This is a genomic window from Nonomuraea sp. NPDC049269 (assembly GCF_043197155.1).
Classification (GTDB): Bacteria; Actinomycetota; Actinomycetes; order Streptosporangiales; family Streptosporangiaceae; genus Nonomuraea.
Genome location: NZ_JBICSO010000008.1, coordinates 727,291 through 748,488, shown reverse-complemented (window position 1 = coordinate 748,488; position 21,198 = coordinate 727,291). Strand labels below are relative to the sequence as shown.

Genomic DNA, 21,198 nt, shown 5'->3' with positions numbered 1-21,198 from the left:
CGGACGATGTCGCCATCGAGGCCGGGTGGTGCGGCCACACAAAACTCGCCAGGCACCCGAGGCCTAAACGGTCGCGTACATCTACCGTAGGCGTTGCTCCAGGGGAGCGTAGAGCGTCGCAGACCTCATGCTCCGCGCTCAGAGACCTCGACTGAGACTTGTTGACCAACCTGGCGCCACATCGCGTCCATGGCTCCAACGAGGGGAAGACTCTAGAGGAGGCGTGGAGCCGCGATACTCCGCAGGTCCTGGCCTGTCCGCCCTACCCTAGAGACCATGTGCCTCGGCGAGGGAGCGCGATGAGCAAGGCGAAGAATAGCCCCACCTACGTTCGGATAGCCGAGGATATCCATCGTCGCATTCGCGAGGGAGATCCACCTGCCGGCGGCATGCTGCCCTCCGAGGCGATCCTTGCCCGCACCTACGGCGTGGCACGAGGAACCGTACGCCAAGCTGTCGCCGAGTTGGAGCGTACGGGACTGGTAGCCAGCGAGGCAGGCCGCGGACGTCGCGTGGTGGGAGAAGTGCCGTCAGGCGGCCGCCGTGCGGCCTCGACCCAGTACGAAGCAATCGCCGAGGCGATGCGCAAGCGCATCGAGAGCGGCGAACTCGCGGCCGGCCAACAGCTACCGGGTGAGGCAGCGACCGCGAACGAGTATGGCGTCTCGAAGGGGACTGTCCGGCAGGCGTTCCAGTTGCTTGCCTCTGAGCAGCTGATCGCCTCCGTCCATGGGAAGGGGTGGTTCGTCGGAGGACCTGATCATGCGCATACGCGAGCTGACGACGTCGCTACTTCCCTACGACAGGACATAGCTAGCGGCCAGTTCGCCATAGGTGCCGTGCTCCCCGGAGAGAATGCACTGGCCCAGGAGCGAGGCGTTGGTCGTATCACTGTCAGACGAGCATTCGCGCTGCTAGAAGCAGAGGGGATAGTCGAGAAGCGCGCCGGAAGAGGTCGCGTGGTCAAGACGCAACCAAAGGGCTCCTAGTGACCGTGTTCCAGTCAGCCGCAGTCCCCTTCACATCTCAGGAAGCACATACGACCCTTCGTGATGCCTGTCGGGCCGCCGGCCTTGCGAGCGACGACGCGCGGTTGATCCGCCTTGGGGAGAACGCTCTGTTCGTTCTGGCCGCCGAACGCGTCGTTGTGCGGATCGCCCGGAGCGTGGACGTTCTTGATGATGCCCGCAAGGAGGTAGCCGTGTCGGCCTGGCTCCATGAGGCGGGGCTGCCAGCGGCACGGACGACTCACCACGCCCAGCCACTCATCATCAGAGACAGACCCGTAACTTTCTGGGACTTCATCGAGAACGGTGGGGGTCCCGCGGCTTTGATCGACCTAGCCGAGGTCTTGCGCGCTCTCCATCAGATGTCCGTTCCTGCAAATCTGGCGCTCCCGCAGCTCGACATCCTTGGGCGCGTGGCAGAGCGTATCTCCTCAACAGATGTCCTCTCGGATAAGGAACGCCAGTTCCTGTCGAGGAAGGAGCAGGAGTTGCGGGCAGCGTACGAAGCCCTGAGCTTTCCCCTCGCTGCCTGTGCTGTCCACGGTGACGCTCACTCCGACAACCTCATCAAGGCCACCGACGGCACCATGGTGCTGATCGACCTTGAGCGTTTCGCGTTCGGCCCTCCCGAGACCGATCTTGCCGTCACAGCCATCGAACACAGCCTGGGATGGGGCACCCGTGCTGAATACGATCAGTTCGCTGAGCGGTACGGATTCGATGTCCTGACGTGGGAGGGCTATCCCGTGCTCAGGGACATCAACGAGTTGAAGATGACGACCTGGCTGATGCAGAACGTCAGCGAAGACGAGGCCATCGCTCGCGAGTTCCGCAACCGTCTCTTCTGCCTGCAAAACCCGGATGCGCCGCGGCGGTGGCGAGCCTTCTAAACGCCTCGGATGCAGGCGTGCAGGTGCATGTCGTGTCGGCCGTCGTCATGCACGGCGGCGCTCCGCTTGGTGCCTTCCAGGGGGTAGCCGCACTTCGTGGCAACTCTGCAGGAGGCCGTGTTGCGCGTCGAGTGGTCCAACTCCAGGCGGTGGAAGCCAATCTCGTCCAGGGCCCAGGTGGTGAGCGCCGTGAGGGCGCGGGAGGCCACGCCGGTGCCGCGAGCTGCTGGAAGCACCCAGTATGCGACTCCTGCTATGCCGTCGTCGAAGTCCAGGCCGCAGAGTGCGATCCGGCCAAGCACCTCGCTGCCGTCGCGGGTGATCGCCCAGTGGCCACCCTTCTCTCGTTCTCTGTCCTGGTGATAGGTGTCGAACCAGGATCTTGCGATGTTGATCAGTTCATGCTGGTTCGCGCGCGAGGCAGGACCGGTCGAAAGGGTTCAGTTTCGTTCGTGTTTGTTCATTGCCTGTGGCTCCCGGGGTGGATCCCCTTGAAGCTCCTAGCCAATCACGCCGAAATTCGACCGTATTCCCGAACGTCAGTTCGCTGGAGACGGGCATCGTGGGCGATCCGGTCAACGCGGTTGGACGCCGTCGCTGCTGCCGGCAGTTACGCCTTCAGGGTGTCGGTAGCGTCGTGCACAATCGAGGCATGTCTCTGAATCCCCCCGCCTCCGGTGATCGAGGGTATGCCGTCATCTGGGCAACCGAGTTTGGTTACGACATCGGCGATGAGGCCGCTCCCGACATTGCCGACAGCGTGCACCGAGTCATCGGCCTAGCAGTTCGCCTGTGCTGGAGGGGGGATCACGACATCGAGGACTACAGGGGGCATGAGGACGATGTGCGGCAGGTTGCAGTGGCGTTGAGCCAGGTAGCCAAGGTGGCACTAAGTCGCGACAAGGACGCTTGGGGTGGCGGCGAGCGCATCACGTGGGAGTTGTGGTTTCGCCAGTCAGAGCACGTCCTGGTGAGCGAGCATGACTACTTGGTTAGTCAAGTGCTTACCAACGCAGCGGGCAGGCTGTGGCCCAATCGGCATCATCACGCGGATTACTTCGCCTTCAACAACGCCATGATTAGGAAGCTCAACGAGCCGGAGGATGTGTCGCTTGACTGGCATCTGCGCTTCGCCGAGTTCCTCCAGGCTCAAGGGGGGAACCAGGCCAGGATTCCTCGGGTCAAGCAGCAGGCTCTTGGATCTGGCGCACCCTCCTTGCCGTCTGAGGATAACTTGATCTTCACCAACATCGGGGAGTTGAAGCTGTACAGGGCTCTGAAGCAGCGTCAGCAGAAGTACGATCAACTGGAGACGATCGGGATCTTCCCCCTGCCCGGCATGCACATTCCTGGGCACACCTTCGAGCCTGATGTCCTAGTCACTCTCAAGGGTCGGGCCGGAGTCATTGAGATCGACGGCCCCCACCACATCAAGCGGTGGGCCTTCGACAAGTCCAAGGACTACCTGCTGGAGAACGCGGGAGTTGCTCTCATCAGTCGCATCGGGCCCGAAGACATCGACAACCCCAAGGAGTTGGAAGCCTTCCTGGACCGGTTCCTGCGCAAACTTGGTGGTGAATGAACGGCTGAGGGACTTATGCGGCGAATGAGAGCGTCGACTGTTTCGATGTGAAGCAACGGCGACAAGGGCCTGCCGTGGTGTTTGCTCTGATCAGAGACCTGCTGGGCGTGCATGGAGGTGTGGGGTGGGCACCTATCGCTGGAGACCAGCCTTCCTTAACATCACGATCTGGCGTCTGTTATCTTCTCGGGTCGATCGAGGCACGAAGATGAGTAGATGACGGAGTGGACAAAACTGATTGAAGCGATTGCAAGCCTTGCGGGTGCGCTGGCGTGGCCCATAGCGGTTGTTGTGGCGGTGCGGCTTATTATGAAACATCATCGTATGGCGTTTGGACGTTTGATTGATCGCGTGAAGTCGTTTAGCTTTCCGGGCGGACAGGTCGACTTGGGCGAAATTGAAGCCGCACAAGAAGAGCAAGTAGAAAAGCTCGTTGAACATGCCGCAGATCCGAACGTCAGCGAAGAAGCGCGCCGTGATATTATTAGCACTCTCACTAAAGAAGCAGAGCAGCTTGGCAGGATTCGCACAGCTAGCGGATACGTTAGGATAATTTGCTCGAATTGTGGTTTAATCTTTGCGACAAGAATAAGGTCGAAAGTTAAATGCCCCTCGTGTTTGTGCGTGATTTCTGGGGATTATTTGAGTCAGCAAGCGCATACCGGCGAGTGAAAGTTTTCCTGCCTTCCCGTCTGCCCGTCGTCCCACCCGCAGGGGAAGCGGGCCAGGGGCCGGCGGGGTCGAGGTGGAGCGACGGGTAGACGGGAAGGCAGGCTTCCAGCCCAGCCACTCACGTACGGGAACGCGCGTCCGTGCCATCCCGGAGTCCTGAGCGCCCCCGCCGGAGGCATGCAGTAAGGGTCGCCCTCGTGCCGCGCACGCGTGCGCTGGCAGCTCGCTCCCGTGACCCGAGAAGTGCGCCCCCCTGTGATCAGGTCTGTAATGTCGGGCCTGGCGGCCCGTCGACTCGTCCGCGCCAGCCGTCCGGCGGTGCTCTTAGCCGTCCGCCGGGAGCGCCAGTGGGAGGCGGCGGCGTGCCGTGACGCGGCGCGTGCGGCCTGCTTGCGGGCCGCCTTGAGTATGAGAAGAAAGTTCTCACAGGGAATGGATCGCCGGATGCGACAGCCGGAGCGGCGAGCTCAGCGGAGGGATCGCAGCAGTTCGCGAAACTCTTCGGTCTCAGGTTCGTCCGGGAAGCGCTGCTCAAGTACAGCGTCTAGTTCCCCGGCGACCATGAGAAGAGAAGGAATGGATTTCCTGCCGGACTCCGTTGCTTCCCGCCCCAGCGAGATTGCTTCTTCGAGGTTCCCGTCTCGCGCAGCCGCTACACCTAGAGTGAGTTTGGCTTCAGCCATACGCATTGGAGCGCGGATGGTTCCGTCTGGTGCTACTGAGCTTGCCAGTACTTCATTCGCATGCATGACGCAAGAGAGTCTTCGCCTGCGAGCCGATAAGCATACATGGCGTGGAAGTCCCACTTGGCGGGATCTACAATGAAATGATTGTACGGAGCCGGCGAAGGAGCCGGAGGGAATGACGGGCGGCGTCGACAGAGCGCGAGTCATGCACCATGATCGCCCGACGGCGACCACGAGCGTCAAGGTCGCAGACGCAACTCGTCACGAGTGACCGGTCCGTCGAACCGACAGAAGTGATCGGTCGGACACAGCCTCAATTAAGCGCCGAGTGACGGGTACTTCTCGGCAACCAGGGTGTTGAACGCCTGAACCGAAGCTTCGCACTCGTAGCCCACGAGATCGGTTCTGAGGTCTCGGATGTATCGCAGGTAGCGCTCGGACTTGAGTGGCCCGGCCAGATTGATGGCTTCAAGCGCGACCATGGCGGCCCTCGTCGGCTGTCCCATGTGGCCGTAGCTCGCCGCCTGCACCAGGCGGTCGAAAGCGAGCGTCCGCACGTACATCGGGTCGCAGAGATCGACGGCCTGGCCTACGAACTCCATGGCCTGTGACGGGATCCTGAGGTCGCGGTAACAGTGCGCTCCCTCGCTGGCCAGTTCCGCCGCGTCGAAGTATCGAGACCACGGCGGGTCGTCGTCCACGCTGCGCTTGCTGAAGAACTTCTCTGCCTGGAGCAGGGCGCGGGCGCACTGAGCCTCGTCGCCATTGCCTGCGTGCGCTCGCGCTTCCATCGCGTAGAACAACGCCATGGGTGTGGCGGTGGCTACGTCCTTGCAGCCTTCCTGAGCGGCGCGGGCGAGCTGGATGGCCTGGTTGTACCGGCCGAGGTAGTTCGCTTGATGGCTCATGTCGGCGAGCAGCAGGCCGCCCATCATGCGGTCGCCCGAAGCCTGTGCGAGGCGCAACCCCTGGAGGAAGTACCGCTGCGCAAGGCCATGCCGTCCGAGGTCATATGCCGTCCAGGCAACCAGTTCGGTGATCTCCGCAGCCGCCTCGTACAGCGAGCGTCCTACGGACTCGCTGAACTTGCCATCGAGCATTGGTACGACTTCGCGGTTGTAATACTGGATAAGAGCAGTTCGGGCGTGCCCTCCGCCGAACTGGAAACCCATGTTGGCGAAAATATCGGTGGTCGCACGGATTGCGTGCACGTCCCACTCGCCGACAGATAGCCGAGCATTCTCTCTTCCCTGGAGAGGCTCAGGACGCGACAACAACCACGCGATAAGGGACTCTCCCCAAGCGTCCGGTACGACGACGGATTGCAGGGCAACAGGATCGTCAGCTAGGTCTCGTCGAGTAAGGCCGAGCAGCAGACTTCCGACCTCAGAGATGCCACCACCATGGGCGAGTGTGGCCTCAAGCGTCTCCGGGGTGACGACGCCGGCCAAGCCGACATCGTCCAACGAGAACGTCACGCCAGCCTTCCGGCTGAGGGCCTCGGCGATGAACCGTGCAGTGGCCGGCCGTGGCTGCACACCATCAAGCCAGCGCTTGACGTCCACATGTGTACAACTCACGCTTATGCCGTCTTCGTCGGCAATTTGTCGTACTCGTGAGGCAAGTCCCGAATTTGAGCAATCTGCGCGCCGCATAGCCTGTGCCAGCGCCACATTGGGCATTCGGGACACTTTCACCTCCGCATATCCGAGCCTTCGCAATCATGGCGTGGACGGGGCTTCCGCGGCGCGAATTCCATAAATCTGCGTTGCGCGTTTCTCCAGGTCGGGGGCCAGATCACCCCCGTAAAGCACCCCCTGTGCATTCAGTCCCGGGGGCGATCACGGTGTTGCCGAAGCGCGCCGCGAGGAAGGCTTGAGTCAGCAGGAACGAGCGAGGCGAGACCCGCAGGAACCCAAGACAGTCGGTGCCTAGGACTTGACTCTCCGTGACTGTACATGTTCTATGTCTCTTAGAACCTGCTCGCATGGTTCTTGAACCGAGAGGGCTCAACATGCTTGTCCGTCCGCGAAAGGTGCTCCCCACCGTCCTCACGATCTGCGCCGCCCTCTACGCCCTGAAGGACCCCGAGGGCGCGGCGACCATCGTCAAGGCGGCGGCACACCTGGTCATGAGCGCTTCCGAGTCGTTCGCACGGTTCGTCCAGACCGTCAGCAACTAACCGCAGGAAGAGAGACCCACCAGTGGCACACAACACCAACCGCCCGATCCACCCGGCGCGCATGTCGCTCGCCGAAGTCGAAGCAACCTGGCGCGTGGACGGCGAAACGCCGCTTCCCGAATGCACCTACGACCCCGAACTGCACACCGGCCCTCGACTCACGATCGAGACCACCGAGGAACGCGCCGCCCGCGAGGCCGTCGCTCGCGAGGTCTGCGCCATCTGCCCGGCCCTGCTGTTCTGCGAGCTCTACGCGCTGGAGACGCGCCCGACCTCGGGCATCTGGGCGGGTCGGACGCCTGCAGAGGTAGCCGAGCACGCCGCCGAGCTGGAAGACCTGGAGGTGGCCTGATGACAAGCCGCATCCGCGCCCGCTTCTGGGACCCGACCGGCGACCGGTACAGCATCCCCACCTACCCGTGGAAGATGGCCCCGCCTCACCTGCTCACCCTTCGCCAGCTCACCGCCGAGGGGCTGCGCCCTGGCGGCCAGGGAGTCCAGGCCCAAGTGCTTTGGTGCTCCCGCCGCTACGGTGCGCCCGGCGTCCGCGCCGCCTACCTGTACGACGTCCGGTTCGCCCTGCCCAAGCGCACCGCAACCCTACGCCAGCGCATCGCCCTGTCGAAGGCGAACGCCGCCCGCCGTACCTGCCCGGAGTGCCTGACGGATGTCGGGTACGTGCTGCCGCGCCACCTCGGCACCTGCCTCGACTGCGCGGAGGAGGTAGCCGCATGAACGTCTGCCACACCGCACCCCGCCCCCTCACCGAGGGCGAGCGGACAGCCGTAGCCGTCACCGCCGTCGTCACCGGCGCGCTCGGCCTACTCGGGTTCATCAACAGCTTCGAACGCGTCGCACACGTCGCCGGCCCTTCGTTCGGCTGGTTCGCCTGGACGGTCCCGCTCGGCATTGACCTGGGCATCGCCGTGTTCTCGGCACTCGATATCGTGCTGGCCCGCCTCGGCATGCGGGTGAGCTGGCTCCGGTTCATCCCATGGGCACTGACCGGCGCGACGGTCTACCTCAACGTGGCCGCATACCTCAACGTCCCCGGTCGTACCGACTGGTTCGCGGTCGTCGCCCACGCACTACTCCCCCTGTTGTGGGTCATCGCCATTGAGGTCGGTGCCCACGTCATCCGTAAGCGCGCCGACCTGGCCAAGCCCGATCACATGGACGGGATCCGCCGCTCACGCTGGCTGCTCGCGCCGATGGCGACCATCGCACTCTGGCGCCGCATGGTGCTCTGGGAGATCTGCAGCTACCCCGAGGCCCTCGGACGCGAGCGCGAACGCATCCTCGCCAAGACAGAGCTACAGGACCGGTACGGCCTGCTCTGGCGCTGGAAGGCCACCCGCCGCGAGCGAGCCCTGTACTACCTCGGCGAACTCACACCCAAGAACATCCCGATGAAAGCGGAAGCCGTACGTATCGATCAGAAGAACGTCCCCCCGGCCTTGCCACCCGCGCCGCGAAAGCGCCCCGTCCCCAACCGCACCCGTGCCAAGAAGACCCCGCCGCCGACACCGAACGTGGGCGATCTTGTCCCTCTCGGACGCCGCGTAGCCGCTGACCTCAAGGCACAAGGCGAACCCCTGACCCGTGACCGCCTCCGAGACGCCATCCGCCGCCAAGGACAAAGCATCTCGACCGACCGTGCCGGAGCGCTCCTCTCGCGCCTGAAGACGGAGGGCCCCGCGGACCAGACGCCGCCTGTACGCGAAGACGAGGCCGCCTGATGACCCTGAGCATCACCGACACACACATGACCTCGGACGGCTGCCCGAACGTGGCCGAACTTAGCGGCCGCCGCTGGAGCGTCACCGGCTACCCCGGACGAACCTTCGACCGCAACCAAGCCATCACCGCCATGCTGCTGGCCGAACTACTGACCCAGCGCCAGTTCCCGGAGGACCGTACCGAGCTGCTCGCCGCCAGTTGGCGCGCCGAACTCGGCATCACCGAAGCAGACGGACCGCACACCCCGACCGCCACCAACAAGCCCGCAGACCGACCGGACGAGCAGCGGTCCGACCGCCCATCGTCCCTGACCGCCACATGGGGCGCGGCCTCATCCGCCAAGACAACGACCGCGCCCCAGGACCCCGCGACCAGCAAGTCAAACGAGGTGCACACATCATGACCCACCAGCAGGACAACCCCAACCACGAGGACAACAAGGACCCGGACCGGTCCGCCGCCCCGGACCACGAGAACGGCAAGGACGCCGACATCGTCCACCTGGACGCCGCCCGCGCCGAACGCCAGCCGCAGAAGCCCGCCGACCGGTCCGAGCCGAACGCCGAGGGCAGCCCCGCGAAGGCGGACGGACCGGTCCTGGAAGGCGCGGTCGTCCGCGTCGACCAGTCCGGTCCGACCGCAGCGGACTGGCGGACCGCGCTGGAGGCCAAGGCCCGCAGCCGACAGCCGATCGTCCCGCTGTGGTTGCGCTCCCGGACGGAGGCCGTCGAGACCGTCAAGTGGATCGGCCTCCACTACCTGCACGTGGCCGGCTACCAGGTCTGCCGCGTACCGCTCTACGGCGGACGCTTGACCGCACGTGCCCCGCGAGGGTTCCTGCGACTGGTGGGCGGCGTCATCAAATGGACCTTCGACCTGGAGGGCGAGCCGGTACGACTGGCCGCCGTCCAGAAGGCCGACCCCGAGGCGTACCTGAAGCTCAGCAGGCAACGTGACTCCCGCGTACGCCTACGCACCCTGATCTCCATCGCCGCCCTCGTCACGCTGCTGATCGCAGGCCTCATCGTGACCGATCAGACGAACCCCGTGCAGTGGATGGCGCTCGCAGCCGCCATCGCCACACTCGGCATCCTCGGCAAACCCGCTGACCGCCCGCTGATCAACCGCGCAGTCGTGTCATCCACGGTGGAGAAGCTCACCAGCGACATTGTCATCCGCTCTCTGACCGTGCTCGGTATAGCCGGCATTAACCAGGCCATCGCCAAGAACCCCAAGGACGCCATCCGGTTCGTCGCCCCGATCACCCGCGACGGCCCCGGCTGGCGAGCGGACATTGACCTGCCGTACGGCGTGACCGTGGCCGACGTAATGGACAAGCGCGACCGCATGGCCTCGGCGCTACGCCGCCCGCTGGGCTGCATCTGGCCCGAGGGCGACTCGACCATCCACGAGGGACGGCTGATCCTTTGGGTGGGAGACAAGGACCTGTCCAAGACCGTCGTCAAGTCTCCGCTGCTCAAGGCCAGCTCTCACGACGTCTTCAAGGGCATCCCGTTCGGCTGCGACCCGCGAGGCCGCGCCATCGTCATACCAGTCGTTGAGCAGAACATCCTGATCGGCTCACAGCCCGGCCAGGGCAAGACCGCCTCAGTTCGAGTGCTGGCCTCCGGCGCGGCCCTCGACCCGAGCGCCGAACTGTGGATCCACGAACTCAAAGGCACCGGTGACCTCGACCCGCACGAACAGAACTGCCACCGTTACGTCTCCGGCATCGAGGACGAGGCCATCGGCTACGCCGCCGACTCTCTGACGCTGCTCCGCAAGGAGGTGATGCGCCGCGCCGCCGCTCTCAAGGCCCTGCCTGCGGACCTGTGCCCGGACAAGAAGGTCACCCGGCAGATCGCCGACAAACGCTCACTGGGACTGCATCCGCTGGTCGCCATCTTCGACGAATGCCAGAACCTGTTCGCCCACGCCGAGTACGGCGACAAGGCGGGCGAGGACGCCGAGTTCATCATCAAGCTAGGCCGCGCTCTCGGCGTGATCCTGGTGCTGGCCACCCAGCGCCCGGACAAGGACAGCCTGCCCACCGGCATCAGCGCGAACGTCACCATCCGGTTCTGCCTGCGAGTCGCCGGCCAGCTCGAAAACGACATGATCCTCGGCACCTCCGCGTACAAGAACGGCATCCGCGCCACCGTCTTCCAACCCAAGATGGACGCCGGTATCGGCTACCTACTCGGCGCAACCCCGATGCCCAAGGTCGTGCGCACCGCCTACCTGGACACGCCCGCCACGCAACGCATCGCCGACCGCGCCCGCGCGCTACGGGCCAGCACGGGAGCACTGAGCGGGCATGCCCTCGGCGAGACGCCCGAACAGCACGCGCCCACCTTCGACCTGCTCGCCGACATCCTGGCCGTGGTCCCGCCGTCCGAGGCCAAGGTGTGGAACGAGGCGATCGTGGATCGCCTCGCCGAGCTGCGGCCCGACATCTACGGCCCGTGGGCGCGCCTGGAGGGCGGTGCCAAGACGGCCCAGCTCACGACCGCGCTCAAGCCCCACGCCATCAAGACCATGCAGGTGTGGGGCACGTCCGAGAGCGGCGGCAAGGGCGCGAACCGCATCGGCGTAGCCCGAGACGACATCACCACCGCCATCACACACCGTGATCGCGGTAGAAGGTCCAGCGCCGCTTCCTAAGGCCTCGATCGCCTCTAGACCTAGAGGCAGACCCCTCTAGGTCTAGAGGCCCGCCTAGAGCCCAAAACGGCACTCGAACTGTGCTCTAGCACCTAGACCCTGACCTGCGAGAACCCTGAAAACGGCCCTGGAGGCCCACATGGCCACTGCCATCACACTTCTAGCAGTCTGCCTACCGTCGATCACTCTCAGTTACATCATCATCTGCCTGGCGTGGCCCTGGGGCCGCTGCATCCGATGCCGCCCCGGCGGCAAGAACCGCAACTGCCGCGCCTGCAACGGCACCGGCATGCGACCCCGCCTCGGCTGGCAGCTCTACGTCTACCTCCGCCGCCTGTACCGCGACGGCACTCACTGACCCGGTCCCAAGGAAGGAAAGCCGCCATGTCCGGCGAGACCACCATCACGATCATCGGCAACCTAACCAACGACCCCGAACTGCGCTTCACCCAGACCGGTACGGCCATCGCCACCTTCACCATCGCCTCAAGTCCGCGTACCTACAACAAGCAGCTTGAGCAGTGGGAAGACGGCGAGGCCCTGTTCATGCGCTGCTCGGCCTGGCGCGACCTCGGCGAGCATGTCTGCGAGTCGCTCACCCGAGGCACCCGCGTCATCGCCTCTGGCCAGCTCCGGATGCGCACCTACGAGGCCCACGAGGGCGAACACCGCACCGCCTTCGAAATGACCGTGGACGAGATCGGCCCGTCCCTGCGCTTCGCCACCGCCAAGCCCGCCAGAGCGGCCCGCAAGGCCCCTACCAGCCACAACAGCAACGCACCCGATACGTGGGCCAACACCGCCCTGACAGGAGACAAGCCACCGTTCTAGCCACGCTCACGCATCACCGGGATACAGCCTCGGCGACCAGCCGCCAAGCACAACCGCCGAGGCCACCCACCCCGATCACGAGGAAAGGCACTGCCAGCATGGCATCGACCAGCACCCGTTCCCACCGCTACACCCGGACGATCGCACCGCGCCCACACCTGGAGGACCTCAACCACTTCGGCCGGGGTCGGCTCACGCTCGACGAGCACGCCGCCACCCCATTGGACGCACTCATGCACGTCCCTGCCGAGGGCTACCGCCTCCGGCTTCTTGGGGTCGAGGAGGCGTCCAATGGGGTGGCCTGACCTGACCCGTGCCGCCCTGCAGGCCGCCGCCCGTGGCTGGTGCGTCTTCCCGCTCACCCCGCGCGGCAAGAAGCCGTTGCGCGGCTTCACCGGCTGGGAGCGCCACGCCACCACCGACACCGACCGGATCGCCGCCTTCTGGCCGCACCAGCCGTACAACATTGGCATCGCCTGCGGCCCGTCCCGGCTGGTCGTGATCGACCTCGACCAGCCCAAGCCCGGCGACCGCCCGCCCGCCGGCCTCGCCCAGCATCACCCGCAGAACGGAGAGCACGTCTTCCGCCTGCTGTGCGCTGAGCACGACCAGCCATACCCCGACGACACCTTTGCCGTCCGCACTCGGCGCGGTGGCACGCATCTCTACTTCACCCCGCCTGAGGGTCTACGGCTGAGCAACAGCGCAGGTCACAAGGGCGGGCTCGGCTGGCTGATCGACACTCGGGCCTGCGGTGGCTACGTCGTCGGCCCTGGGAGCCACGTCACTCAGCCGGACGGCACCGGCCCTTACGAGATCATTCACGACCTACCGCCCGCGCCGCTCCCGGCTTGGCTCGCCAAGGCGCTCGCACCCGCCGCGCCGCCCTCGCTCAGCGCTGCTGATCTGCTGGCCAGCCTGCCCAGCCACCGCCTGAATCGGTACGGCGACGCCGCGCTACGCAGCGAGATCGAACGCGTGGCCACGGCCCAACGCGGCACCCGCAACCGCACGCTCAACACTGCCGCCTTCAACCTTGGCCAACTCGTCACGCGCGGTGTGCTGCCCGCCGAAGTGGTCATCACCGCCCTCCAGGCAGCCGCCGAGACCGCGAACGCCGAAGGCGACCCGAACCCGCCCCGCGAAATTGCCGCCGTCATCGCCTCGGGCTTGTCCGCAGGCATGAAAGCCCAGCCACGCCGTTGCAGGGCCGCATGAACACCACGCAAGGAGCACTGCCCATGAACGACCGCACACCTAACGGCGCCGCTCTGCTCGACCGACTACGCGCCGCACTCACCCGCTACGTCATCCTGCCGAGTCCCGAGGCCTCCGACGCCGTCACCCTCTGGATCGCCGCCACCCACGCCCAGCCCGCATGGGCGCACGCACCACGTCTGGTCATCCGAGGCCCGGAGAAGCGCTGCGGCAAGTCCCGGCTCCTGGACGTGGTGGAGGCCACCTGCCACGAGCCGTTCATCACCGTCAACTCCTCCAGCGCCGCCGTCTACCGCTCCATTACCGAGGACCCGCCGACCATGCTGGTGGATGAGGCCGACACCATTTTCGGCCCCAAGGCAGATGGCAATGAAGACCTCCGCGGCCTGCTGAATGCCGGACATCAGCGCAACCGTCCTGCCAAGCGCTACGACGCCGCCACCAACCGCGTCGAGAGCATTCCGACCTTCGCCATGGCCGCACTCGCCGGCATCGGAGCGATGCCGGACACCATCGAAGACCGCGCCGTCGTCATCCGCATGCGCCGCCGCGCCCCCGGCGAGAACGCCGCTCCCTACCGGCACCGCCGTGACCGGCCAGCACTGCGTGATCTGGCCGCCGCTTTGAACCTGTGGCTCCGCGCTGACCTATCCGCCTTGGAAGCGGCAGAACCCAGCATGCCTGTAGAAGACCGCGCCGCCGACACCTGGGAACCCCTCGTCATCGTCGCGGACCACGCGGGGGAGAACTGGCCGGATCGCGCCCGCGCCGCCACGTTGACGCTCACCACCGAGGCCGATGACAACGGGCAGACCTCGGCCCGGGTGCGACTACTGGCCGCCTGCCGTACCGCATTCGGCCCCGACACCGCCCTACCTACCGCCCTCTTGCTGGAGCGCCTCAAGAGCGATTCTGAAAGCGAATGGGCTGATCACGGCCCTGCCGGACTGACCGCGATGAAGCTCGGCACGATGCTGCGCGAGTACGACATCCGCTCGGGCAACATCCGCTTCCCCAACGGCCAGCAGGCCAAGGGCTACCAGCGGGCCGACTTCGCCGACTCCTGGTCGCGCTACTGCCCGGCCCTCGCCCCTATCCCAGAGGCCGATGTCGTGCCGATCGAGAGGGAGGGCCGTCCCAGCCGTCCCAGCCTCGTCACCGCAGGTCAGAGCGGGACGGCTCCAATCGCTGGGACGGCATGACCCGTCCCATCAAAACAAGCCGTCCCAGGCTTGACCTGCAGAAATGACCCTGGGACGGCTGGGACGGCTCACCCCTGCACAACCACCCGCGAGCACCCTCGGCGACCAACCGCCAAGCACAACCGCCGTGGCATCGACCCGCACCGATCACATGCCCGGAAGGAACGCGCTCCATGGCCACCATCACCCGCCTCCGCGCGATGCTCACCGTCCCGGAGGTCTGCGCCGAACTCCAGATTTCCCGGTCCACCTTCTATGACTGGCGGCAGAAGGGCCGTGCCCCGCGCTGCGTCACCCTCCCCAACGGCTCACTCCGCATCCGCCTCGCCGACCTTGACAACTGGCTCAACGCCCGAGAGGACGCCGCCTGATGAAGAACACCACCTACGAAGTGCGCTTCTATAAGACCGAGGTCCGCAAGAACACGTCGGGCAAGGTCACGTCCTACCGCGTCCGCTGGTCCACCGCCGGAAAGGAATGGAAGAAGACCTTCCAGAAGAGCGCCCAGGCAGACGCCTACCGCAGCAGCCTCGTCACCGCCGCCCGCGAGGGAGAAGCGTTCGACCTGGTCACAGGCGAACCCGCGAAGTGGGGGCGTACTCAGCAACCGGAAATGACCTGGTACGAGTTCGCCTGTAAGTTCGCCGATTTCAAGTGGAAGGCGGCCTCGGCGAAGTACCGACAAGACATAGCCCGCGCGCTTACCGCCGCCTCACCCGCGATGCTCGCCGGCAACAAGGGCAAGCCCAGTGACCTCGCGCTCCGCACCGCCATGCGCCGATGGGCGTTCAACACCAAACAGCGCGCCGAGGCTTCCGAGGAGACAGCTCAGGTACTTGCCTGGCTTGCCAAGAACACCCTGCCCGTTTCCGCGCTCACAGAGCCCGCCACAGTGCGCGCCGTTCTCGATGTGGCGAATACCCGCTTGGATGGCAAGCCTGCCGCCACGAGTACGATCCGCAGGAACAAGACCATCCTGCAGAACGCCCTGGACTACGCCATAGAGCTGGAGCTGCTCACCACCAACCCGATCAAGTCGCTGAAATGGAAGCCGCCCAAGGTCACGTACGAGGTGGACAAGCGCAGCGTGATCAACCACGCACAGGCGCGCCACCTGCTCGCCGAGGTCGGAAAGCAGCAGCCGAGCGGGCAGCGACTGGTGGCGTTCTTCGCGGTGATGTACTACACCGCTCTACGCCCCGAGGAAGCCGTCAACCTCAGAGGGGACAACGTGCTCATCCCCGATCTCATCAGAAACGAGGAGACCGGCGAGATGGAAGAACCCGCCGACGATTGGGGAGAACTACATCTTGCCAACGCCGCACCGTTCGTCGGCCGGGAATGGACCGACGACGGCAGTCTGCGCGAGGAACGCGCGCTCAAGCACCGCGCCAAAGGCCAGACTCGGACGATCCCGTGTCCGCCCGCCCTTACCAAGCTCCTCCGCGCCCATCTCGCCGAGTTCGACACCGGCCCCGAAGGACGGCTCTTCACCGGCGTACGAGGAGGAGAACTGCCGAGCATCACCTACTGCCGAGCCTGGCGTAGAACCCGCGAGAACGCCCTGACGCCGCGAGAGGCACGCTCACCGCTGGCCAAGCGCGTCTACGATCTCCGCCACGCCTGCGTCTCCACCTGGCTCAACGCAGGTGTCCCTGCCACCCAAGTAGCCGAGTGGGCAGGCCACAGCGTCGAAGTCCTGCTCAGGATCTACGCCAAGTGCATCGTCGGCCAGGAAGAGGCCGCCAAGCGGCGCATCGCCGAGGCCCTCAAAGACGACGAGCCATGACCGGCCCACACGCGGAAGTGTGGGCAAGCGTTGAAGGTGGACGCCCGCGATCGATCAGCGAGAGCCGTAGACAACCGGACATGTGAAGAGAGCCTCTGGCCTGTGTCTGCGCATTTCAGAGGCTCCTACAGGGGATCGTTCCATATATGTTCGAGATCACGGAACGTGCAGCCCGTGTGCGCACACCTCGACGCGAATGCCCGAACCGCATTAGCAGCTAGGGGTGTGGTCGTTTCGCTCGGTTCCATGTGGACCAACGCGGCAGAGCAACTGTCCTGGAACGAGCTGGAACGCGGGTGAACTGCAACCCAAACTGCAATTCACGCGACTTGTGTTCCACGCCAGCGAGTGCTTCGTACGCTTGATCATCCGTTCTCTTTCCACCCCGAAGGGGAAGCGGGCCAGGGTCGCGAGGACAAGGCGGGCGCCCCAGAGGATGAGTGACTTCCCGTAGCCTTGGCCTGCTCGGTTTGGCCAGGCCAGCAATAGCGGGCGAGGTGATCAGGGCTTCCGCCTTAGCCATCTACGAATCCGTAGGCACGTCAGTGCTACGGAGTGCCTTTGCCAGAGGCCGGGTCGCCCCTGGGCTATAGCCCTATCTTAGACGCCGACTTTCTTTTGCGACAATCCACGGCAACGGCAGAAATTGAGTACGAAGGGTCTCCCTGTTCCCTTACGAGAATATTCAACTGCTGCTCTGTTAGATCGGGGTCTCGCTCATGGCACATCACCAGGTATGTACCGAACTCAGCATTCGCGGACCGCATATATTGCGGTAGTTGGACCAGGATGCCATGACGAAGCTTTCGCAGCTCTCGATCCTTTTTAAACTCGATCACGCATGTTGTTCCATTTAAGGCAAGGGTAAGATCAGTGGGCCCGCTTCCGTGATCGGCGTTGGGATGAACTTCTATGCCAAGTGCATCGAAAGCTAGGCTTGCAAATAGTCGGTATAGTGCTTGGTGCCGCGATTCGTGCTCCGGATTTCCTGCAGAATCGTAGAGATGTTTCCATGCACCGCGATCTCGGACGGCAACCTTAAATTGATCTGCGGTGTCATTAACGGCGGCCATCAGGGCATCTTTATTGGAGAAGTCTTCGTACTCAAGCCTGGGGAGGTAATGTTGGCGCCCACCATTGCTGACCAACGTATCGCGCCTGTTCGTCAGGTCAATCACTCGACCCTCGCGTCCCGTTAGCTTATGCATAATCTCGCGAACGCCTGCTATAACAAGATCGAATTTGCTGGAGGAAATCATTCGCCCAACAACAAGAGAAATGTCGTCTACGTCGTACATATTTACGCTGGCCGTAGTGGTAATCTCACAGTCGCGTCGAGTCGTTCCTCTAATAAGGGAGCCGTCCCTTAGTCGAATCTCGGCAGTCTTTGTCTCATTGTTCAATGGGACGTACGTGGTCTCCCCGCAGTGGATAAACCAGTCGCCCACCTTGGGGTCAAAGTGTGCAACATCCTCAATGGCGCACGCGCGTATGAGATCGCTAGCTAATCCGCCAATTAGATGACTTCGATAGAGTTCCTTCATTTCGCGGGATTCTCCAACGCGCCAAAGATTTGCAAGGATGTCGCGGCTGAATGGTCCCATGAGGCTGCCTAGGATGTTCAGGCGCGCGTAATATGCCTGGATCAGGAGGTCGGGGTCGTCTTTTGCTGGTATCTCGTTCCATGCCATTTTTGTTCCAAACGCTTCGCTTGTGAGGATGTCTCGCATTACGCAGACCCGCTTGGCCACAGAGTCTTCCGTTGATTGCCTAGTCTGGCAACGGCGCGGCATGGTCGCTGCCGTCCTCAGGAGAGGGTCCTTCAACTGAAGCTGCGCCAGCGCGTTCACGGTGATCCCGAAGCGCATCCAGGATTCGTTGTCTGCGCCTCTCTGGGTTGTCGGGCACGTGGAACGGAGACGGAACATGCGGACCCGCGCCGTCAATCTGATCGGCGAGTTTGCTCAGGATGAACTCCAGGCCCACGAGGACGTCGAAGCTCTCCAGGCTAATCTCGCCCACTATGCGTGACTCGCCCGTCCCCCCGATGACTCGAGCAGCCGGGGTGAGTTGCATGAGCAAGTCGAGAAGATCCCATCCCGATCGGAGCCGCTCGTGGATCCATGTCATTGGGCGCTCCGAACCCAGGAACCTCCATGTCAGAAGGAGATCGATCTGAATGTCCGAGAGGTCGGCAGGGGCTGAGCCAGCATCCTGCAGATGCTGTTCGATGCCAGTTTCGACAGATTCTCGGCAGCGCTGAACCCACTCCGGCTCTGGACCCGACAAGTCACCGCTCTGAGTTCGGTCCTCGAGCCTCAGGAGGGACACGGTTGCCAGGTGCGCCCCGGCCGGTGTCCGACTCATTCGGGTCAAGACCACTGCTCGGGAGTCGTCGGGGGTATTGGCCAACAGGTCAGTAGCCAGAGAGCGGAGGGCAGAATCCGGCGTGAGCAGCCCGAGCGTTTCTGCGGGAGCATCAAGATCTCCTGCAGCATCAGCAAGGACGCCCAAGAGGGAAAAGTTAGGCGACGAAACGGCAGTTGGATGCCGGCGGATGCGCCGTGTGATGCGATGAGTGTCCGTGCGCAGCCGCTTCAGCAACTCCTCTCTTTCGTGCCCCGGAGCGTCCGCGAGGATCTGGTTGATCGCTGTCGCAAAGTCGGCCTCCGGCAAGTCATCGCCCGGAACCGCGAAAGTAACATACCGGTCAAAATAGTCGGCACTGCAGACGCTGCAGGGTCGATTAGCGTCGTTCACAGCGAGGCGTGTCAATTCCGCGATGGCAGGAAACAGCAAGCTTAGGATAGTAAGGATGCCCTCGCGATTTCCGGGCGATACACCAGCATCTGTGAGACGGTCCTGCCATATCGGCAACTGCTTGTCACGCTCGGCTCTTGGAAGGTAATCAGTACCGGTGAGCTGAGCTCGGTGCCGCCTGAGCAAGTTGTAAGCGCCAGGCTCCATTGTGCGCAGGAATGTTACGAGCAAGAAGTCGACCAGGTCGATATTGCCAGCCATGGACGCCAGGCCAGCATTTACCTGCCCAAAGTAGCGCTTGATTGACCTGGGAGTGGTAAGTCGATCCTTAAGGTGCACGTCGTATGCGTGACCCAGCCGTTCCATGGACTTTGGGTCGAGCGTCATGCCGTGCGCAGCGAGGAGGTCACGAATCCCTTGGTCAACTATGGCAACCGCATCACGTTCGCGGAATGCGGGCAGATCGAGTCGCACCTGAACAATTTTCTCCAGAAATTCCTGAGCACGAGTCTCATCATTCCCAACGAGATCGGTCCGTCTCAAGACGTCCAGCAGAGTGCGCTCGTCGTAGCAAAGCAAGTAGTAAATGTTGGGCAGTCGCCCTACGAGTCGGACGAGCTTAAATACAACAAGCAACTCGCTGGGGGTAACCCTATCAAGATCATCTATAAGTATCAGTATGGGTCTGTTGGCAGCACGTAGGGCGTCTTCGACTTGCTTCTTGACTGCGCTAGGGCTCTCATCGCCCGCAATAGCGTCAGATACGCTTTCCAAAGCTCCGGAGGCATCGATTCCGGCCAGCGAAGCGATTTTGCTAAATGAGGCGACAGTGCGACCAAATCCAGCGATTTTACTTCGAGTGTCCGACCACTGCTCGCCCTTCGGGAGCGCTGCACGGATCTCGCTAAACAGCGCGAGGGTGAGGGAGTCGACATCAGAGTACATCCATGGGTTGAGCTCACGGACCGCCCAACGGCTGTCGGTCTGTCTCGTAAGCTGCCGGGTGATCATCCCCAGGAGCGACGACTTCCCTGAACCCCACGGCCCGATGAGGGCGAGTACGCCCGAAGGGCTCTGCGCGCGGACGTGTTCTAACAACGTGACCGCGTTACGGGCGTAAGTATCCCGCCCCAGCAAATCCGGTGCAGATTCGCTGCCATCGATGGGGTCATCGTTGAAGTAGCCCAGTGTGCCCATAGTGACCATTGTGCCGGGATAATTGAGGACGGCATGCCTCTCCCGGAGGGGGTGCGCAATCCCACAGTCCTGACGTCGCTCTATGCCGCAGGCCGAATCGCTCTGTGGACCTGTAGCCCTCATACATGGCGCCTTCGACCTGGCGCTTCTCGCGCAACGCGCGCACCCCGGCCGCCTGATCAGCCCGTCTGCCGTCGACCCGCCCGAAGGGGAAGCGGGCCAGGGCCACGGGTACCAAATGGAGCGCCCCACCGGACAAGCGATCTGGTATCCGTGGCCCTGGTCTGCTCGGCTTGTCCCGGGTCGATGGCGGGCGAGATGATCAGGCTTCCACCTTAGCCATCAACGGCCCCGGCAGACGGCACGGCGATCATCCCGGAGCCGGGGCGCCCCCGCCGGAGGCATTTCTCCCAGATGCAGAGCCGTACTTTCGCTGAGCGGCTTGGGCGCTAACTCCAAGCGCCTCTCCGATTTCCTTCCAGGTGTGGAGCCTTCCGGGCGGTTCACTTTCCAACACTTCGTGTAGCAGCGCAGCTTCACGACTGTCGACACCATGAAGGATGAGCAAGCGGAGCTGAGTCTCCAACACTCCAATCAGGTGCTTGGACACCCGAATCTTCGCGAGGACATCGTCCTCGTCTTGTCCCTGGAGCGCCACGAGCTTGGCGACCAACTTCCTGGTGATCCGCGAGGCGAAGGCGTCGAAGTCTTCAGTGATCTCCACATCAACATATGTTGATGCATTCACTCATGAGCTTTCGCCGTTCTCGTAAATACC

The 21,198-nt window shown here is 63.7% G+C and carries 22 protein-coding genes; 17 read left to right on the top strand and 5 right to left on the bottom strand.

The window, feature by feature from the left end; translation table 11 throughout:
* Positions 1-299: 299 nt before the first annotated feature.
* Both ACGFNP_RS43010 and ACGFNP_RS43005 read left to right on the top strand, forming a co-directional pair.
* On the top strand, positions 300-989 hold the full coding sequence (locus ACGFNP_RS43010; protein WP_393328659.1) for a GntR family transcriptional regulator: 690 nt from the start codon (positions 300-302) through the stop codon (positions 987-989).
* On the top strand, positions 989-1,897 hold the full coding sequence (locus ACGFNP_RS43005; RefSeq protein WP_393328657.1) for a phosphotransferase: 909 nt from the start codon (positions 989-991) through the stop codon (positions 1,895-1,897). The genes ACGFNP_RS43010 and ACGFNP_RS43005 overlap by 1 nt, the downstream gene beginning before the upstream one ends.
* Here ACGFNP_RS43005 and ACGFNP_RS43000 read toward each other — a convergent pair.
* On the bottom strand, positions 1,894-2,286 hold the full coding sequence (locus tag ACGFNP_RS43000) for a GNAT family N-acetyltransferase (RefSeq protein ID WP_393328723.1): 393 nt from the start codon (positions 2,284-2,286) through the stop codon (positions 1,894-1,896). The two genes, ACGFNP_RS43005 and ACGFNP_RS43000, sit on opposite strands and share 4 nt — an antisense overlap.
* Before the next feature lie 263 nt (positions 2,287-2,549).
* On the opposite strand from ACGFNP_RS43000, the gene ACGFNP_RS42995 reads away from it, so the two are divergent.
* Together ACGFNP_RS42995 and ACGFNP_RS42990 are read left to right on the top strand one after the other, a co-directional pair.
* The gene (locus tag ACGFNP_RS42995) at positions 2,550-3,479 is read left to right on the top strand and encodes a hypothetical protein (RefSeq protein ID WP_393328655.1); all 930 of its coding nucleotides are present in this window, start codon (positions 2,550-2,552) and stop codon (positions 3,477-3,479) included.
* 216 nt (positions 3,480-3,695) lie between these two features.
* On the top strand, positions 3,696-4,151 hold the full coding sequence (locus tag ACGFNP_RS42990) for a hypothetical protein (protein ID WP_393328653.1): 456 nt from the start codon (positions 3,696-3,698) through the stop codon (positions 4,149-4,151).
* 1,003 nt (positions 4,152-5,154) lie between these two features.
* Here ACGFNP_RS42990 and ACGFNP_RS42985 read toward each other — a convergent pair.
* A complete protein-coding gene (locus tag ACGFNP_RS42985; protein ID WP_393328651.1) occupies positions 5,155-6,402 on the bottom strand; it encodes a hypothetical protein in 1,248 nt (415 codons plus the stop codon).
* A gap of 449 nt (positions 6,403-6,851) precedes the next feature.
* On the opposite strand from ACGFNP_RS42985, the gene ACGFNP_RS42980 reads away from it, so the two are divergent.
* The 13 genes from ACGFNP_RS42980 to ACGFNP_RS42920 all read left to right on the top strand — a co-directional run bounded on the left by ACGFNP_RS42980 (position 6,852) and on the right by ACGFNP_RS42920 (position 16,463).
* A complete protein-coding gene (locus ACGFNP_RS42980; RefSeq protein ID WP_225302636.1) occupies positions 6,852-7,019 on the top strand; it encodes a hypothetical protein in 168 nt (55 codons plus the stop codon).
* Positions 7,020-7,041: 22 nt separating this feature from the next.
* Positions 7,042-7,371, top strand: coding sequence for a WhiB family transcriptional regulator (locus tag ACGFNP_RS42975; RefSeq protein WP_393328649.1), 330 nt, complete (start codon positions 7,042-7,044; stop codon positions 7,369-7,371).
* Entirely contained in the window at positions 7,371-7,754 is a 384-nt protein-coding gene (locus ACGFNP_RS42970; protein WP_393328647.1) for an RRQRL motif-containing zinc-binding protein, read from the top strand. Before ACGFNP_RS42975 ends, ACGFNP_RS42970 begins: the two co-directional genes overlap by 1 nt.
* A complete protein-coding gene (locus tag ACGFNP_RS42965; protein ID WP_393328646.1) occupies positions 7,751-8,758 on the top strand; it encodes a DUF2637 domain-containing protein in 1,008 nt (335 codons plus the stop codon). The genes ACGFNP_RS42970 and ACGFNP_RS42965 overlap by 4 nt, the downstream gene beginning before the upstream one ends.
* Positions 8,758-9,162, top strand: coding sequence for a hypothetical protein (locus ACGFNP_RS42960; RefSeq protein WP_393328644.1), 405 nt, complete (start codon positions 8,758-8,760; stop codon positions 9,160-9,162). The genes ACGFNP_RS42965 and ACGFNP_RS42960 overlap by 1 nt, the downstream gene beginning before the upstream one ends.
* A complete protein-coding gene (locus ACGFNP_RS42955) occupies positions 9,159-11,423 on the top strand; it encodes a cell division protein FtsK (protein ID WP_393328642.1) in 2,265 nt (754 codons plus the stop codon). Before ACGFNP_RS42960 ends, ACGFNP_RS42955 begins: the two co-directional genes overlap by 4 nt.
* A gap of 139 nt (positions 11,424-11,562) precedes the next feature.
* Entirely contained in the window at positions 11,563-11,781 is a 219-nt protein-coding gene (locus ACGFNP_RS42950) for a hypothetical protein (RefSeq protein WP_393328640.1), read from the top strand.
* 26 nt (positions 11,782-11,807) lie between these two features.
* Positions 11,808-12,254, top strand: a complete 447-nt coding sequence (locus ACGFNP_RS42945; RefSeq protein WP_393328639.1) for a single-stranded DNA-binding protein — start codon at positions 11,808-11,810, stop codon at positions 12,252-12,254.
* 98 nt (positions 12,255-12,352) lie between these two features.
* Positions 12,353-12,559: a hypothetical protein gene (locus tag ACGFNP_RS42940; RefSeq protein ID WP_393328637.1), complete on the top strand. Its 207-nt coding sequence runs from the start codon at positions 12,353-12,355 to the stop codon at positions 12,557-12,559.
* On the top strand, positions 12,546-13,472 hold the full coding sequence (locus ACGFNP_RS42935; protein WP_393328635.1) for a bifunctional DNA primase/polymerase: 927 nt from the start codon (positions 12,546-12,548) through the stop codon (positions 13,470-13,472). The genes ACGFNP_RS42940 and ACGFNP_RS42935 overlap by 14 nt, the downstream gene beginning before the upstream one ends.
* 23 nt (positions 13,473-13,495) lie before the next feature.
* Entirely contained in the window at positions 13,496-14,674 is a 1,179-nt protein-coding gene (locus ACGFNP_RS42930) for a DUF3631 domain-containing protein (protein WP_393328633.1), read from the top strand.
* A gap of 173 nt (positions 14,675-14,847) precedes the next feature.
* Positions 14,848-15,045: a helix-turn-helix transcriptional regulator gene (locus tag ACGFNP_RS42925; protein WP_393328631.1), complete on the top strand. Its 198-nt coding sequence runs from the start codon at positions 14,848-14,850 to the stop codon at positions 15,043-15,045.
* Complete coding sequence (locus ACGFNP_RS42920; RefSeq protein WP_393328629.1) at positions 15,045-16,463, top strand: tyrosine-type recombinase/integrase; 1,419 nt, start codon at positions 15,045-15,047, stop codon at positions 16,461-16,463. Before ACGFNP_RS42925 ends, ACGFNP_RS42920 begins: the two co-directional genes overlap by 1 nt.
* Before the next feature lie 587 nt (positions 16,464-17,050).
* On the opposite strand, the gene ACGFNP_RS42915 is transcribed toward ACGFNP_RS42920, so the two are convergent.
* The 3 genes from ACGFNP_RS42915 to ACGFNP_RS42905 all read right to left on the bottom strand — a co-directional run bounded on the left by ACGFNP_RS42915 (position 17,051) and on the right by ACGFNP_RS42905 (position 21,144).
* Positions 17,051-18,193, bottom strand: coding sequence for a hypothetical protein (locus tag ACGFNP_RS42915; protein ID WP_393328628.1), 1,143 nt, complete (start codon positions 18,191-18,193; stop codon positions 17,051-17,053).
* Between the two features lie 40 nt (positions 18,194-18,233).
* Complete coding sequence (locus ACGFNP_RS42910; protein WP_393328626.1) at positions 18,234-20,420, bottom strand: P-loop NTPase fold protein; 2,187 nt, start codon at positions 20,418-20,420, stop codon at positions 18,234-18,236.
* 370 nt (positions 20,421-20,790) lie between these two features.
* The gene (locus tag ACGFNP_RS42905; protein ID WP_393328624.1) at positions 20,791-21,144 is read right to left on the bottom strand and encodes a hypothetical protein; all 354 of its coding nucleotides are present in this window, start codon (positions 21,142-21,144) and stop codon (positions 20,791-20,793) included.
* Between the last annotated feature and the right edge of the window lie 54 nt (positions 21,145-21,198).